The sequence below is a fragment of the Myxococcota bacterium genome (assembly GCA_041389495.1).
Classification (GTDB): domain Bacteria; phylum Myxococcota_A; class UBA9160; order UBA9160; family UBA4427; genus JAWKRT01.
This window is the reverse complement of sequence record JAWKRT010000001.1, coordinates 1,022,441-1,036,881: the sequence shown is the minus strand read 5'-3', so window position 1 is coordinate 1,036,881 and position 14,441 is coordinate 1,022,441. Positions and strand designations below refer to the sequence as shown.

Genomic DNA, 14,441 nt, shown 5'->3' with positions numbered 1-14,441 from the left:
CGCCGCGAGCGCGTCCGCAGCGAAGAACGGTGGCTCCGACCGGGGGGGGGGAACATGAGCCAGTACCACGTTCGCATGACGTCGGAGGAGCGCGCGGCCTACGCGCTCGGCCGGCAGAGCTTCGAGAACGGCGACGACGAGACGGCGCTGCGCGCGTTCGAGACGCTGCTCCTCACGCGCGAAGGCTTCGCGGACGTGCACTACATGATGGGGCTGCTGCACGACCGTCGCGGCGACCTCGAGGCCGCGGCCGACGACCTGCGCGCCGCCGTGCGCATCAACCCCTCCTACGCCGAGGCGCTGCTCGCCCTCGCCACGGTGCACGAGCGGCGCGGCAACTACGACCAGGCGCGCGAGTACGCGGAGCGCGCAGCCCTCGTCGCGCGCGGTGCGGGCGGGAGCCTCGACGCGACGACGCGCGGCAAGCTCGCCAACCTCCAGGCCGCCGTCGGCGACGCCTACGCCGAGGTCGGCGAGCACCGCGAGGCGATCGACGCCTACCGCAAGGCGCTCGACCGCTGCCCCGATTTCCACGACATCCGCTTCCGGCTCGCGATCGCGCTGCGCGAGGCCGGGCTGCCGAGCAAGGCGGTGCTCGAGCTGCAGCGCGTGCTGCGCGGCAACGACCGCTATCTCGAAGCCTACGTCCAGCTCGGCCTCACGTACTACACGCTCGGCCGGCCGCAGGAGGCCGTCGAGCAGTGGGCGTACGTGCTGCAGGAGGATCCGGGCCACGAGGAGGCGCGCATGTACGTGCGCCTCGTGCAGAAGAACTCGCGCGCTCGCCAGTCGGCCTGACGCGCGCCGCGACATCGCATCACGGGGGGTGCCATGAAGGTTCCGATGCTCGACCTGGTCGTGGGCGCCGTGATGGCGCTCGCGATCGTGCGCGGCTTCTTCGTCGGGATGATCCGCGAGGGGTTCTCGGTGGCGGCGATCGGCGCCGTCGTGCTCGGCATGCTGTACGGCGCGCAGCCCGCGGGCCTGTGGCTCGAGCAGGCGACGGCCGGCGAGGTCGGCGGCCAGCCCGCGAAGTGGATCGGCGGTCTCGCGTGCGGCATCGCCGCCGGCATCGCGATCGGCGCGCTCGGCCGCTACCTGCGGCGCGGCGCGCGCATCGTCGGCCTCGGGATGGCGGACCGCGTCGGAGGCAGCGCGATCGGCGCCGCCGAGGGCGCGCTCATCGGCACGCTGCTGATCGTCGGCGCGACGCGCGCGTTCGGCCCCCAGCATCCGCAGGTCGCGAACGCCTACAGCGTCGCCGTGATGGACGAGCTGCAGTTCGCGATCGAGACCGGAACGATGCCGCAGCTGCCCGGCCTGCCGAACGTCGCGAGCGCGCCGGCCGAGCCTCGTCGTTAGGCGACGATCGGAGCGCGCGCGCCCGCGGGCGGCGCGCGGCTCCGGGGATGGAGCGCACGATGACCTTCGTCCTCAACGTCGCCGTCTCGGCCACCGTGATCGCGTTCGCCGCGTGGCTCGCGGGCCGCGCGCCCACGCTCGCCGGCTTCATCGTCGCGCTCCCGCTGTCGACGATGATCGTCGTCCCGATGTCCTACCTGCAGCACGGCGACGCGGCCGCGAGCGCGACGCTCGCGCGCAGCATCTTCGCGGCGATCCCGGTGAGCCTGTGCTTCTTCGTGCCGTTCCTCGTCTCGGAGCGGCTCGGCCTCGGCTTCTGGACGACCTACGCGCTCGGCGCCGCGGCGATCGCGGGCGGATTCTTCGCGCACCGCGCGCTCGTGCAGTGGTGGCTCGGCGCCTGAGCGGCGCGCGGTGCGCGCGTCAGCGCGCGCCGCTGCCGAGGCGCTCGTCGATCACGGCGAGCAGCCGGTCGGGCGCCTCGTCCTGCGGGACGTTGCGCACGACGAGCTCCTGACCGACGTAGAGGTTCACGCGGCCGGGGCCCGAGCCGACGTAGCCGAAGTCGGCGTCCGCCATCTCGCCCGGCCCGTTCACGATGCACCCCATCACCGCGATCTTCACGCCGCGCAGGTGCGACGTCTTCGCCTTCACGCGCGCCGTCGTCTCCTCGAGGTCGAAGAGCGTGCGTCCGCACGACGGGCACGAGATGTACTCGGTGCGCGTCGTCCGCAGCCGCGCGCCCTGGAGGATGCGATAGGCGGCGTCGACCGCGCGCGCGACGTCGCGCACGTCGACCATCGCGACGACGTCGCCGATGCCGTCGCACAGCGGCGCGCCCAGGTCGATCGCGGCGCGCAGCGCGGCGGCATCGCCGCCCTGCGGCGGTGCGTGCGAGGCGCGCAGCGCGATGGGCACCTGCGCGGCGCCGCGCTCGGCGAGCCGCGCGGCCACGACGCGCGCGGCGTGCGTCGCCGCGTCGCTCCGCGCGCCGAAGACGACGTCCGCGACGCCGGCCTCGCGCGAGGCCTCGAGGGCCGCGTCGACGAGCGCGGGGAGCGCGTCCGGCTCCCGTCGAGCTGCCAGTGGAGGACGGCGCCGAGGCGGGCCGCCGCCGCCGCCGCCGCGGGCATCGCGTCGCGCGCGCTCGCGTCGAAGACGATGCGCGAGGGTCGCTCGCCGAGGCCGTCGAGCCACGCGGCGTCGCCGACGCGGAGCGCGACCGGCAGCTCGGCGCCGAGCTCGGCGAGCGACGCGCGCAGCGCCGGGAGCGCTTCGGCCTGCTCGCGCGAAGAGGCCCGCGCGACGAGCCCCTCGAGCGCGAGGTCGCCGAGCGCCGCGCGCGCGGTCGCGACGATCGCGGCCGCCTCGCGCGGGCGCGCGAGCGCGCCGTCGAGCTCGACCTCGACGCGCACGGGCTCCTCGCCGCCGATGCGCAGACCGCCCGCGTCGAGCGCCTTCGTCGCGCGCCGCTCGTGCGCGTACGGGTCGCGGCAGTAGTCGCCCGAGACCGCGACCGAGCGCGGTGCGCGGGCGGCCGCCCGCTCCCAGCGCTCCATCGCGTCGCGCGCGCGCGCGCGCGCGACGGGGATCTCCTTCACGGGGTGCTCGGTCAGCGACACGCGCAGCGTGTCGCCGATGCCGTCCTCGAGCAGCGCGCCGATGCCGATCGCGCTCTTCGTGCGCCCGTCCTCGCCGTCGCCGGCCTCGGTGACGCCGACGTGGAACGGGTAGCTCGGCCCGCCCTCCGCGCGCTCGGCGAGCCGCGCCGCGAGCAGGCGGTAGGCCTGGATCGCGACCTGCGCGTTGCTCGCCTTCATGCTGAAGACGACGTCGCGGTACGCCTCCTCCTCGCACACGTCGAGGAACTCGAGCGCGCTCTCGACCATGCCGCGCGGCGTGTCGCCGTAGCGGTTCAGGATGCGATCGGAGAGCGAGCCGTGGTTGGTGCCGATCCGCATCGCGACTCCGCGCTCGCGACAGAGGCGCACGAGCGGGCGGAAGCGCTCGGCCACGCGCGCGAGCTCGTCCTCGTACTGCGCATCGCTGTACTCGCGCACCTCGAAGCGCTTGCGATCGGCGTAGTTGCCCGGATTGATCCGGACCTTCTCGACGATCTCGGCGGCGACGAGCGCCGCGTTCGGCGTGAAGTGGATGTCCGCGACGAGCGGCACGTCGCAGCCGCGCTCGCGCAGCGCCGCCTTGATGGGAGCGAGACACTCGGCGTCGGTGATGCTCGGCGCGGTGATGCGGACGATCTCGCACCCGGCGGCGGCGAGCGCCTGCGTCTGCGCGACGGTGGCCTCGACGTCCTTCGTGTCGGTCGTCGTCATCGACTGGATGCGGAGGGGCTCGTCGCCGCCGATGCCGACGGCGCCCACGCGCACCACGCGCGTCGGCCGGCGCACGACCGAGAACCGGTTCGCGACGTAGTCGGAGCGCGCGCTCACGCGGGCCTCAACGGGCGCCGACGCGCTCGCGGATCGCGTCGAGCGCGGCCTCGATCTTCGACGGATCCTTGCCGCCGGCCTGCGCGAAGTCGGGCCGGCCGCCGCCGCCGCCGCCCACGATCTTCGCGGCCTCGCGCACGAGGTCGCCGGCCTTGTGGCGGCTCGTCCAGTCCTTCGTCACGCCGACCGCGACGAGCGCCTTGCCGCCCGACTCGGACGCGATGCACACGACGCCGCTCCCGATGCGCGCGCGCAGGTCGTCGATCATCTCCGAGAGCGCCTTGCCCTCGAGGCCGTCGACGCGCGCGGCCACGAGCCTTCCGCCGTCGAGCTCGACCGCGCCCGCGAGCAGCTCGACCGCCGCCTCGCCGCGCTGCGCGCCCGCGAGCTGGTCGAGCTTGCGCTGCGCCTCCTTGCGGTCGTCGAGCATGCGCTCGATGCGCTCGGGCAGCTCGCCGGGCGCGATCTTGAGCAGCGCGGCGGCGCGCTCGAGCGTGGCCTCGCGCTCGCGGATCCATGCGAGCGCGCCCATGCCGGTGACGGCCTCGATGCGGCGCACGCCGGCCGCGATGCCACTCTCGCTCGTGATCCGCAGCAGCCCGATCTCTCCCGTCGCGTTCGCGTGCGTGCCGCCGCAGAGCTCGGTCGACACGTCGCCGAAGCCCACGACGCGCACCTCGTCGCCGTACTTCTCGTCGAAGATCGCGATCGCGCCCGCGGCCACGGCGTCCGCGTACGGCATCTCGCGCGTCGTGCGCACCTGGTTGCGCTCGACCCATTCGTTCACGTGGTCCTCGATCGCGACGAGCTCGTCGCGCGTGAGCGGCGCGTCGTGCGTGAAGTCGAAGCGCAGCCGCTCGGACGACACGAGCGAGCCCTTCTGCATGGCCTGCGGGCCGAGCACCTTGCGCAGCGCGGCGTGCAGCAGGTGCGTGCCGCTGTGGTTGCGCACCGTCGCCTGACGCGTCGCCGCATCGACGCGCAACGAGACGGCCTCGCCCTCGCGCAGCTCGCCCGCCGCGACGCGCCCCGCGTGCACGAAGAGCCCGTCGACGGGCTTCTGCACGTCGTCGACCTCGACGCGCGCGCCGCTCGCAGTCTCGATCGTGCCGCGGTCGCCGACCTGGCCGCCGCTCTCCGCATAGAAGGGCGTGACGGGGACGACGACCTCGACGCGGTCGCCCTCGCGCACGGCGTCGACGACCGATCCGTCGCGCAGCAGCGCGGCGACGCTCGATTCGGCGGCGAGGCCGTCGTAGCCCACGAACTCGGTCTGCACGTCGGCCGCGATGCGCGAGTAGACCTCCTCGACCGCCGCGTCGCCGCTGCCCTTCCAGGCCGCGCGCGCGCGCGTGCGCTGCTCGTGCATGGCGGCGTCGTAGCCCGCCTGGTCGACGGTCATGCCGTGGCCGACGAGGATGTCCTGCGTGAGGTCGGTCGGGAACCCGAACGTGTCGTAGAGCTTGAACACGACGTCGCCGGGGAGCACGCGCGCCCCCTTCGCCGCGAGGTTGGCGACCTCGTCCTCGAGCAGCGCGAGCCCCTTCGAGAGCGTCTCGAGGAAGCGCTCCTCGTCGCGGCGGATGCGATCGCGGATGTAGGCGCGGCGCTCGGCGAGCTCGGGGTACGCGACCGACATCTCGTCGATCACCGCGTCGGCGACGTCGTGCACGATCGGGCGCTCGACACCGAGCAGCTTCGCGTGGCGCGCGGCGCGGCGCAGGATGCGCCGCAGCACGTAGCCGCGGCCCTCGTTGCTCGGCAGCACGCCGTCGCCGATCAGGAAGGTCAGCGCTCGCGCATGGTCGGCGATGACCCGCAGCGAGACGTCGTGCTCGGGGTCGGTCCCGAGCGCCACGCCCGACGCGTCCTGCGCGCGCGCGAGGATGCCCGTGAAGAGATCCGTGTCGTAGTTCGTGGGAACGCGCTGCAGCACCTGGGCGAGGCGCTCGAGCCCGGCGCCCGTGTCGATCGACGGCTTCGGGAGTGGCTTCTGCTCGCCGCTCGCGCTGCGGTCGAACTGCATGAACACGAGGTTCCAGATCTCGAGGAAGCGGCCCGAGTCGTCGGACGGGTCGCCCGCGAGCGGCTCGCCGCGCACGGCGCCGAAGTCGAAGTGGATCTCGGAGCACGGGCCGCACGGCCCGGTGTCGCCCATCGACCAGAAGTTCTCGTCCTCGCCGAGCCGGAAGATGCGCGGCTCGGGGACGCCGATTCGGTCGCGCCAGATCGCGAACGCGTCGTCGTCCTCGCGGAACACGGAGACGACCATGTGCTCCGCCGGAATGCCGATGCGCTGCGTCAGCAGCTCCCACGCGAACTCGATCGCCTGCTCCTTGAAGTAGTCGCCGAAGGAGAAGTTCCCGAGCATCTCGAAGAACGTGTGGTGGCGCGGCGTGCGACCGACGTTCTCGAGGTCGTTGTGCTTGCCGGACACGCGCATGCACTTCTGCGACGACGTCGCGCGCGTATAGGGCCGCGTCTCCTCGCCGAGGAAGAGCCGCTTGAACGGCACCATCCCGGCGTTGACGAACATGAGCGTCGGGTCGGAGTCGGGAACGAGCGAGGCGCTCGGCACGCGCCGGTGGCCCTTGCTCTCGAAGTAGGAGAGGAACTCCTCGCGGATCTCGCGCGCCGCGAGCGGCATGACCGACCTCCTGCTCTCGAAACTTCCGTTCGTCCGGCTCGCGGGCTCGCTCCCGGCTCGGCCGTCCCGCGCTCGCCGCGCGCGTCGACGCGGGCGCCCGGCGCGCCCGTTCCGGCGTGCGCGCGCAGGCGTGCGCGTGCGTCCGGGAGACCGGCGGTGGCGCGAGTCGGCGGAACATAGCGGAGGGCCGCGCACGCGCGCGGTGCGGGGAGCGGGCGGGTGGGGACGGGAGGGGAGCGCGGCGCCCGCGCCGCGCGCGATCAGAAGCGGTCGATGCTGAAGTCGTCCTCGGCGCCGCCGGACGGCGCGTCGGCGGCGGCCGGCTCGGGCTTGTCCTCCTGCCCGCCGCGGCCCTGCGAGTCGCCGAAGTCGTCCCACTGCGAGTCGGACGTCGACGCGATGCCGCGGAAGCGCAGGGCGAAGTCGTCCGGGTTCGAGACGTGCTTCAGCGCCTCCTCGTACGTGATCAGCCCGCTCTTCACGTGCGACATCAGCGACTGGTCGAACGTCTGCATGCCGTAGTTCGTGAAGCCCTTGGCGATCGCCTCCGGGATCTCCTTGGTGCGGTCCTTGTCGCCGATGCACTCGCGGATGCGCGCGTTCACGCGCATCACCTCGAGCGCCGGCACGCGCCCCTTGCCGTCGGAGCGCGGCACGAGGCGCTGCGAGATGACGGCGCGCAGCACCGAGGCGAGCTGCAGGCGCACCTGCTTGTGCTGGTAGGGCGGGAACGCGGAGACGATGCGGTTGATCGTCTCCGTCGCGTCGAGCGTGTGCAGCGTGCTGAGCACCAGGTGGCCGGTCTCGGCCGCCGTGAGCGCCGTCTCGATCGTCTCGAAGTCGCGCATCTCGCCCACCAGGATGACGTCCGGGTCCTGGCGCAGTGCTGCGCGCAGCGCGTTCGCGAACGTGTGCGTGTCGACGCCGATCTCGCGCTGGTTCACGATCGAACGACGGTCGCGGATGAGGAACTCGATCGGGTCCTCGACCGTCATGATGTGCGCGGTGCGCTGCGAGTTGATGTACTCGAGCATCGCCGCGAGCGTCGTCGACTTGCCGGAGCCCGTGGTGCCGGTGACGAGGATGAGGCCGCGGTGCTCCTCGGCGATCGTCTCGACGACCTTCGGGAGGTGGAGCTGCTCGATCGTCTTGACGCCGAAGGGAATGACGCGGAACACGATGCCGATCGTGCCGCGCTGCTGGAAGACGTTGACGCGGAAGCGCCCGAGGCCGGGGATGCCGTGCGCGAGGTCGACCTCGCGGTACTCGTCGAAGCGCTGCTTCTGGACCGGGTTCATGATCGAGAACGCCATCTGGGCGATCTGATCGGGCATCAGGCGCTCGCCGTTCTTGAGCGGGACGAGCGCGCCGTCGACCCGGAACATCGGCGGCAGGCCGGACTTGATGTGGATGTCCGAGGCCCCGCCCTTCAGCGCGATCTTCAGAATCTCGTTGAGTTCCATCGGCATGGCGAGCGCGGTCTCCCGGCGAGCGGCCCGAAGCGGGCCCGCGGGCCCCGCGCACGCGCGGAGCCCGCACCGCTTCGGCCGCCTGGGGGAGAGCCTTGAGGGAGGCGACCGCTCGCGCGCGTCCGGAACCGCGACCTGCCGACTCCCGAGTCCGCGGCGGTCGACCCCGCGCGGGTCGATCCGGCCGCCGCGCGGCCGGTCGAGTCGGCCGTCCGCGGGCGCGGCGACCCGCGCCGGCCGCCGAACGCACCGCGAATTTCGAGGGTTCGCCCGGTCGCGCGCCGGCCCGCCGAGGCCGATGGAAGCCCGCCATCGAGCGGAGGGATCCCATGTCCGACGCAATCGCGCCCGCCGGCGCCCGGTGCCCGTTCATCGCGCGGTGCCCGATGTTCCCGCTCTTCGAGAGCCAGCACGTCCTGCGCATCTACCAGATCCAGTTCTGTGAATCGAAGTTCGAGCGCTGCATGCGCCATCAGAAGGCGTCTCGCGGCGTGATGCCTCCGGCAAACCTCCTTCCGGACGGCCAGACGCTCACGTCGCGCGACTGAAGCCCGGCCGGAGCCGACGAGGGATCGTCTCGACCATGCAACCGGCGACGCACACTCCCGCTCTGAAGGGCCTCGCCGTCCGCCCGGCGTTCGACCGCGTCTGCGAGATGCGCAAGCGCGGGGCGATCGACGACGGCGAGCTCGCGTCGCGCCTGGGCCCGAGGCACGTGGGACTCGTGGACAGCGGCGTCGAAGCCGGGCTCTGGTACCCGATCGAGCTGCAGGACCGCCTCCTCCGCATCGTCAGCGAGGTGGACGGGGGCGGCGACGACCACTACCTCGTCGCGTTCGGGCGCGAGACGGCGCGCGCCGTCACGCACTCGGCCGCGATGCAGTGGCTCATCGAGGGCGCGCGCGCGCTCGGACCGCGCGCCGGACGCGCGCTCGTCCGCATGGCTCGCGTCGGCTTCAACTTCGGCACCTACACCTTCGAGGGCGACACGATGGACCAGTTCGTCGTGCGCTGTACCGAGGTCGATCCGATGCCGACGTCGATCGGCCTCAACATCCAGGGCTTCATCGAGCAGGTGGCCTCGGACTGGCGGAGGCGCAACCTCGCCTGCGTCTTCGAGCGGCCGCATCGCGGCGAGATCCTGTTCCGAGTGAAGCCGCGCCTGTAGCCCCGCTCACGACGACGTCGAGCGCGGCGGCTGTGCCTTCGCGAGGCGGTCGGCGACCCGCCCGTCGATCGCGTCGAGCATGTCGACGAAGCCGCGCACGAGCGCGCGGCGAAGCAGGGGCGCGACGAGCCGCCCGACGACCGGCACCGCGAGCTCCGAGGCCCACGTCGCGAGCGTCCCGCCATCGGCCGCCGGCTCGAGGCGGATCTCGCCGAAGCGGTGCCGCAGCGGCAGGGAGCACTCGCGGACGAGATAGCCGAGCCGCTTCGGCGGCTCGAAGGCGACGATCTCCTCCACGAAGCGCAGGCCGTGCACGCGCAGCTCGCGCAGCGCGCCCACACCGTTGCGCTCGGGCGACCCCGGACGCACGAGCCGCGCGGACGATACGCCGGGCAGGCCCGCCAGCCCCTCGTGGTCGGTCAGCCCGGCGAACACGTCCTCGGGGCGCGCTCGGACGGAGTGCGCGGCAGTCGCGAGCATCCAGTTCATCCGTTCCTCCTCGCGCTCCGATCCACCCCGCGCTCCGAGGCCGCGGACTCGCGCGCGGCGGCAGGCCGGGACGCGCGTGCAGGCGCGCTTCGGGCGGCCGCGGCGCGCCCGCGCCTAGCGAAGCAGCTCGGTCGCGCCGTCCTCGAGGAACGCGATCGCCGCGTCCTCCTGCGCCGAGCCCGGTGCCGGCGCGGCGATCATGTCCTCGAAGCCGCGGAGCAGCACGATGCGGGCGACGCCCAGATCCTCGTAGCGCCGCCACGCGTCGCGACTCGGCACACCGGGCGGTGGCGTCACGGTGATCTCGAGCGGCCCGAGCCCGCGCGGCCGCTCCACCTCCTTCGCCGCGTCGGCGAGGCCGCGGAGCGCGGCCTCCGTCGCCTCGACGCTCTGGTAGAAGCCGTACCAGCCGTTCGCATGCGCGACGGCGCGCCGGTAGGCGGCCTGCGACATCCCGCCGACGAGGATCGGCGGATGCGGGCGCTGCACGGGCTGCGGATGCGACTGGATCCCGCGGAAGCGCGTGAACGCGCCGTCGAACTCCGGACGCGGCTGCGTCCACAGCGCGCGGATGGCCTCGATGTGCTCGCTCGTCCGCGGCCCGCGCTCGGCGAAGGGAACGCCGATGGCCTCGAACTCGCGCTCGACGTAGCCGACGCCCACGCCGAACAGCAGCCGCCCGCCCGACAGCACGTCGAGCGTGGCCAGCTCCTTCGCGAGGATCACGGGATTGCGCTGCGGCAGGATCACGATGCCCGTGCCGAGCCGAAGCCGCGTCGTGTGCGCTGCCGCCCACGTCAGCGCGATGGCCTGGTCGAGACAGCGCGCCGCGGGAGGGAGCGGGGAAGGCGGCGCCTGCGGATCCATCAGGACCACGTGCTCGCCCGTGAAGACGGACTCGTAGCCCGCTTCCTCCGCCGCGCGCGCGACCCGTGCGACCGCCTCGGGGCTCGAATGGAGCCCCTGGTTCACGCCGAAGTAGCCGAGGTGCATCGGGCTCCCTCTCCCGTCGGCGCGCGGGGCGCGCGAACGGCGACGCGAAGAAGCGCCCCGGTGCGCGCGCTTCGGCGGCGCGCGCACCGGGAGCCGTCTCCGGAAGGCCGATCCTACTCCTCGGCGTCCACCACCGCGCTCGCCGCGGAATCGTCGGCGAGCACGGCCGGCGCGGGCCGCTTCAGGCCCTTCGCCGCGAACACCTGGTCGGCGATCGCCTCGAGCGCATCCGGGTTGTCCTTGATGAAGCGGCGCGCGTTCTCGCGCCCCTGCCCGATCCGTTCGTTCGCGTAGGAGTACCAGGCTCCGCTCTTCTCGACGATGCCCTCCTCGACCGCGAGATCGAGCAGGTCGCCCTCCATCGAGATGCCCTCGTTGTAGAGGATGTCGAACTCGGCCTGCCGGAACGGCGGCGCCACCTTGTTCTTCACGACCTTCACGCGCGTGCGGTTGCCGATGACGTTGTCGCCGTCCTTGATCGCGGCGATGCGGCGCACGTCGATGCGCACGGACGAGTAGAACTTGAGCGCGTTGCCGCCCGTGGTCGTCTCGGGGTTGCCGAACATCACGCCGATCTTCATGCGGATCTGGTTGATGAAGATGATCGTCGAGCCCGTCTTCGAGACCGTTCCGGTGAGCTTGCGCAGCGCCTGGCTCATGAGCCGCGCGTGCAGGCCGACGTGCGAGTCGCCCATCTCGCCCTCGATCTCCGCGCGCGGCACGAGCGCCGCGACCGAGTCGACGACCACGAGGTCGATCGCGCCGGAGCGCAGCAGCACGTCGGCGATCTCGAGGGCCTGCTCGCCGGTGTCGGGCTGCGACACGAGCAGCTCGTCGACGTTCACGCCGAGCCGCCGCGCGTAGTTGACGTCGAGCGCGTGCTCGGCGTCGATGAACGCGGCCACTCCGCCGCGCCGCTGCACCTGCGCCACCGCGTGCAGCGTCAGCGTCGTCTTGCCGCTCGACTCGGGCCCGTAGATCTCGATCACGCGGCCGCGCGGATAGCCGCCGATGCCGAGCGCGATGTCGAGGCTCGGCGACCCCGACGAGAACGACTTCACGTCCCGGTCCACCGAATCGTCGCCCATCGCGACGATCGCGCCCTTCCCGAACTGCTTCTCGATCGTCGAGACCGCGAGCTCGACCGCCTTCTTGCGATCGGTCTCCTTGCCGCGGCTGTCGAGCTTCTCGGTCGTCTTCGGCTTGGCCATGCTCGTCTCCATCCTTTCTGTTCGCCGTCCTTCGGACGGGCTGCCGTCGCGCGGACGGCGTCCTGCGAGCGCCCCCCGCCCGATGGGCGGGAGCGCGCTTCAGGGGTGACCTCCTTCGCCGAGCGCGACGCGCTCGAGCGGCGTGTAACGGGCGCCGTCGGGGCGCAGATCGCTCTCGAAGAGCACGACGTCGCGCACCCACTGGCGCGCGCGACCGGCCGCGGCGACGCCCTCGGCGTCGCGCTCGCGGAAGCCCGCACCTCGGCTGCGCGCGAGCGTCACGTGCGCGCGGAACGGGCGCGCCTCGCCCGCGAGCCCGCCCTCGACCGCCGCGCGATCGAGCGCCATCGCCATCGTCTCGAGGGGCTCGTGCGGCGCGACGTCGAGCGCGAGGACGCGCGGGCGGCGCGGCGGAAACGTGATGGCTCGACCGAGGCGGATTTCGAACGGAGCGATCGCCGCGACGGCCTCGCGCGCGCGCGCCGCGAGCTCGCCGACCTGCGGCAGAGCCAGGTCGCCGAGGAAGCGCAGCGTGACGTGCCACCCTTCCTCGTTCGCGAATCGCGCCTCGACCGCGCGCGGCGTGTGCCGCCGCGCGGCGCGGACGCGCTCGCGCAGCCGCTCCGCGACCTCGCGCGCCTCCGCGCGCAGCGGCTCTTCGAGGCCCACGGCGAAGAAGGCGCGCACGCTCGCCTCAGCCATCGCGCCGCTCCTTTGCGGCGGCCGACGGCGCGCTCGCCCCGCCCGCGCGGCGCATCAGCGTCGGACCGACGAGGTCGGCCCCGAGCAGCGAGCGCCGCACCCAGTCGAGTGCGGTGTGCGTCGTGAGCTGGCGGTGGCGCGCGCGGTCGAGCGGGAAGACGAACCGGTCGCAGTGCGTGCCGCGCTCGCTCGCGAGCGCGATGTAGACGAGGCCGACGGGCTTCTCCTCCGTCCCGCCGTCGGGCCCCGAGATGCCCGTCGTGGCCAGTGCGAGATCGGCGCCGAAGCGCGCGCGCGCGCCCTCCGCCATTGCGCGCGCGACCGGCTCGGACACGGCACCGTGCTCCGCGAGCACGCCCGCATCGACGCCGAGCAACGCCACCTTCGCGTCGTTCGCGTAGGCGACGACGCCGCCGCGGAAGCAGGCCGAGCTGCCCGGGACGTCGGTCAGCTTCGCGGCGATCGAGCCCCCCGTGCAGCTCTCGGCCGTCGCGAGTGTCAGCCCGCGCTCGCGCAGCGCGCGGACGACGACGACCTCGAGCGTGTCGTCGCCCTCTCCGTAGACGACCGCACCGAGCCGCTCGCGGACCGCCGCGCACAGATGCGCGAGCTTCTCCTCGGCCTCGGCGACCGTCGCGGCGCGCGCGAGGGGCCGCAGATAGTTGTCCGGGAACGCCGTGCGGAAGCCGAGCGCGACGTCGCTCTCGTTCGCGATGTCCGCGAGCTCGGCGTCGAGGGACGACTCGCCGATGCCGAACGTGCGAAGCAGCGCCGCCCGCACGACGATCGACGGCCCGCCCGCGACGGCGCTGCGGCGCGCCGCGATCCGCGGCAGCACCTGCTCGTCCATCATGCGGTGGAGCTCGCGCGGAACGCCCGGCATGCAGAAGACGAGCGCGCCCTCGGCCGCGACCATGAAGCCCGGCGCGGTGCCGATCGGGTTCGCCAGCACGTCGGCGCCGCGCGGGAACCAGGCCTGCTTCTCGTTGTTGCGCGCCATCTCGCGGCCGACGTTCGCGAAGAAGGCGCGGATCGCCTCGAGCGACGCGTCGTCGCGCACGAGATCGAGGCCGAGCGTCTCCGCGAGCACCTCGGTGGTGAGATCGTCCCGCGTCGGCCCGAGGCCGCCCGACACGAGCACGACGTCCGCCCGCCCGATCGCGCGCCGGAACGCGTCGCGCATGTCGTCGCGGTCGTCGCGAACCGAGCTGTGGAAGTGCGTCTGGATGTCGAGCGCGAGCAGGCGATCCGACAGGAACGACTTGTTCGAGTCGACGATCTCGCCGCGCAGGAGCTCGTCGCCGATCGTGAGCACCTCGGCCTTCACTGCAGCCCCCCGCCCGCGACCACACCCCCCGCCGGCACGGCGAACACGAGCTCGAGTGCGAGCCCCGTCGCCGCCACGGCGAGTGCTGCGAGCGCGCCGGCCACGATGTCGTCCGCCATCACCCCGAGACCTCCCGCGAAGCGCCGCTCGGCCCAGCGCACGGGGCCGGGCTTGGCGATATCGAACACCCGGAACGCGACGAATGCGGTCACGAGCCCGACCGGCCAACGCCCATCCACCCACGCGAGCGGTGCCAGGACGAGCGGCGTCAGGGCCACGAGCTGTCCGGCGACCTCGTCGACGACGATGCGACCGTCGTCCGCGCGGCCGAAGGCGCGCTCGCTCGCGCCCGCCGCCCAGACGCCGGCGATGCCGATCGCCGCGCTCAGCGCGAGGTGGGCGGTGAGCCCGAGCCGGGCCGTCGCGGCGAAGAGGACGACGGCGACGGCCGAGCCGGCCGTGCCGGGCGCGAGCGGCGCGAAGCCGACGCCCGCAACCGTCGCGATCCACACGGCGGGCGACGTCGCGAGCGCGGACCCGCCCCGCCCTTCCGCGACCTCCGTTCCCATCTCGGCTTCGAGGATGGGCCGATCCTGCCCCAAGCGGACACTTCCGGCGCGCGC

General features: G+C 73.4%; 14 protein-coding genes and 1 pseudogene. 5 read left to right on the top strand and 10 right to left on the bottom strand.

Annotated elements, in window-relative coordinates; all coding sequences use genetic code 11:
- Positions 1-54 precede the first annotated feature (54 nt).
- Genes R3E88_04600 through R3E88_04590 form a run of 3 tightly spaced genes read left to right on the top strand, consistent with a single transcriptional unit; the run spans position 55 to position 1,766 of the window.
- The gene (locus R3E88_04600) at positions 55-798 is read left to right on the top strand and encodes a tetratricopeptide repeat protein (GenBank protein ID MEZ4215736.1); all 744 of its coding nucleotides are present in this window, start codon (positions 55-57) and stop codon (positions 796-798) included.
- A 33-nt stretch (positions 799-831) separates the two neighbouring features.
- Complete coding sequence (locus R3E88_04595; GenBank protein MEZ4215735.1) at positions 832-1,362, top strand: CvpA family protein; 531 nt, start codon at positions 832-834, stop codon at positions 1,360-1,362.
- Between the two features lie 59 nt (positions 1,363-1,421).
- Positions 1,422-1,766 carry a hypothetical protein gene (locus R3E88_04590; protein MEZ4215734.1) on the top strand — a complete coding sequence of 115 codons (345 nt, stop codon included), beginning with the start codon at positions 1,422-1,424 and terminating at the stop codon, positions 1,764-1,766.
- Between the two features lie 19 nt (positions 1,767-1,785).
- Here R3E88_04590 and R3E88_04585 read toward each other — a convergent pair whose 3' ends face one another.
- The 4 genes and pseudogenes from R3E88_04585 to R3E88_04570 all read right to left on the bottom strand — a co-directional run bounded on the left by R3E88_04585 (position 1,786) and on the right by R3E88_04570 (position 7,922).
- On the bottom strand, positions 1,786-2,559 hold the full coding sequence (locus R3E88_04585) for a flavodoxin-dependent (E)-4-hydroxy-3-methylbut-2-enyl-diphosphate synthase (protein MEZ4215733.1): 774 nt from the start codon (positions 2,557-2,559) through the stop codon (positions 1,786-1,788).
- Positions 2,560-2,948: 389 nt separating this feature from the next.
- Positions 2,949-3,770: pseudogene (gene ispG, locus R3E88_04580) on the bottom strand ((E)-4-hydroxy-3-methylbut-2-enyl-diphosphate synthase).
- A gap of 49 nt (positions 3,771-3,819) precedes the next feature.
- Positions 3,820-6,459: an alanine--tRNA ligase gene (alaS, locus tag R3E88_04575; GenBank protein ID MEZ4215732.1), complete on the bottom strand. Its 2,640-nt coding sequence runs from the start codon at positions 6,457-6,459 to the stop codon at positions 3,820-3,822.
- Positions 6,460-6,719: 260 nt separating this feature from the next.
- Positions 6,720-7,922: a type IV pilus twitching motility protein PilT gene (locus R3E88_04570; GenBank protein MEZ4215731.1), complete on the bottom strand. Its 1,203-nt coding sequence runs from the start codon at positions 7,920-7,922 to the stop codon at positions 6,720-6,722.
- A 335-nt stretch (positions 7,923-8,257) separates the two neighbouring features.
- Between R3E88_04570 and R3E88_04565 the strand changes: the two genes are divergently transcribed.
- Both R3E88_04565 and R3E88_04560 read left to right on the top strand, forming a co-directional pair.
- Positions 8,258-8,476 carry a hypothetical protein gene (locus R3E88_04565; protein ID MEZ4215730.1) on the top strand — a complete coding sequence of 73 codons (219 nt, stop codon included), beginning with the start codon at positions 8,258-8,260 and terminating at the stop codon, positions 8,474-8,476.
- Positions 8,477-8,511: 35 nt separating this feature from the next.
- Positions 8,512-9,096, top strand: a complete 585-nt coding sequence (locus R3E88_04560; protein MEZ4215729.1) for a hypothetical protein — start codon at positions 8,512-8,514, stop codon at positions 9,094-9,096.
- A 6-nt stretch (positions 9,097-9,102) separates the two neighbouring features.
- On the opposite strand, the gene R3E88_04555 is transcribed toward R3E88_04560, so the two are convergent.
- From R3E88_04555 to R3E88_04530, 6 genes are all read right to left on the bottom strand, one after another.
- The gene (locus R3E88_04555; GenBank protein MEZ4215728.1) at positions 9,103-9,585 is read right to left on the bottom strand and encodes an SRPBCC family protein; all 483 of its coding nucleotides are present in this window, start codon (positions 9,583-9,585) and stop codon (positions 9,103-9,105) included.
- Between the two features lie 114 nt (positions 9,586-9,699).
- Complete coding sequence (locus R3E88_04550) at positions 9,700-10,578, bottom strand: LLM class F420-dependent oxidoreductase (GenBank protein ID MEZ4215727.1); 879 nt, start codon at positions 10,576-10,578, stop codon at positions 9,700-9,702.
- Positions 10,579-10,691: 113 nt separating this feature from the next.
- On the bottom strand, positions 10,692-11,789 hold the full coding sequence (gene recA / locus R3E88_04545) for a recombinase RecA (protein MEZ4215726.1): 1,098 nt from the start codon (positions 11,787-11,789) through the stop codon (positions 10,692-10,694).
- A gap of 99 nt (positions 11,790-11,888) precedes the next feature.
- Positions 11,889-12,491, bottom strand: a complete 603-nt coding sequence (gene thpR / locus R3E88_04540) for an RNA 2',3'-cyclic phosphodiesterase (GenBank protein ID MEZ4215725.1) — start codon at positions 12,489-12,491, stop codon at positions 11,889-11,891.
- Positions 12,484-13,818: a competence/damage-inducible protein A gene (locus R3E88_04535; protein MEZ4215724.1), complete on the bottom strand. Its 1,335-nt coding sequence runs from the start codon at positions 13,816-13,818 to the stop codon at positions 12,484-12,486. The genes thpR and R3E88_04535 overlap by 8 nt, the downstream gene beginning before the upstream one ends.
- The gene (locus R3E88_04530) at positions 13,815-14,387 is read right to left on the bottom strand and encodes a phosphatidylglycerophosphatase A (GenBank protein ID MEZ4215723.1); all 573 of its coding nucleotides are present in this window, start codon (positions 14,385-14,387) and stop codon (positions 13,815-13,817) included. The genes R3E88_04535 and R3E88_04530 overlap by 4 nt, the downstream gene beginning before the upstream one ends.
- Between the last annotated feature and the right edge of the window lie 54 nt (positions 14,388-14,441).

What these genes read in the sequence shown, in the direction of transcription:
- R3E88_04555 (MEZ4215728.1), bottom strand. Translation starts at nt 9,585, where the DNA reads ATGAACTGGATGCTCGCGACTGCCGCGCACTCCGTCCGAGCGCGCCCC.
- R3E88_04570 (MEZ4215731.1), bottom strand. Translation starts at nt 7,922, where the DNA reads ATGGAACTCAACGAGATTCTGAAGATCGCGCTGAAGGGCGGGGCCTCG.
- R3E88_04595 (MEZ4215735.1), top strand. Translation starts at nt 832, where the DNA reads ATGAAGGTTCCGATGCTCGACCTGGTCGTGGGCGCCGTGATGGCGCTC.
- R3E88_04590 (MEZ4215734.1), top strand. Translation starts at nt 1,422, where the DNA reads ATGACCTTCGTCCTCAACGTCGCCGTCTCGGCCACCGTGATCGCGTTC.
- alaS (MEZ4215732.1), bottom strand. Translation starts at nt 6,459, where the DNA reads ATGCCGCTCGCGGCGCGCGAGATCCGCGAGGAGTTCCTCTCCTACTTC.
- R3E88_04560 (MEZ4215729.1), top strand. Translation starts at nt 8,512, where the DNA reads ATGCAACCGGCGACGCACACTCCCGCTCTGAAGGGCCTCGCCGTCCGC.
- R3E88_04565 (MEZ4215730.1), top strand. Translation starts at nt 8,258, where the DNA reads ATGTCCGACGCAATCGCGCCCGCCGGCGCCCGGTGCCCGTTCATCGCG.
- R3E88_04600 (MEZ4215736.1), top strand. Translation starts at nt 55, where the DNA reads ATGAGCCAGTACCACGTTCGCATGACGTCGGAGGAGCGCGCGGCCTAC.
- thpR (MEZ4215725.1), bottom strand. Translation starts at nt 12,491, where the DNA reads ATGGCTGAGGCGAGCGTGCGCGCCTTCTTCGCCGTGGGCCTCGAAGAG.
- recA (MEZ4215726.1), bottom strand. Translation starts at nt 11,789, where the DNA reads ATGGCCAAGCCGAAGACGACCGAGAAGCTCGACAGCCGCGGCAAGGAG.
- R3E88_04530 (MEZ4215723.1), bottom strand. Translation starts at nt 14,387, where the DNA reads ATGGGAACGGAGGTCGCGGAAGGGCGGGGCGGGTCCGCGCTCGCGACG.
- R3E88_04550 (MEZ4215727.1), bottom strand. Translation starts at nt 10,578, where the DNA reads ATGCACCTCGGCTACTTCGGCGTGAACCAGGGGCTCCATTCGAGCCCC.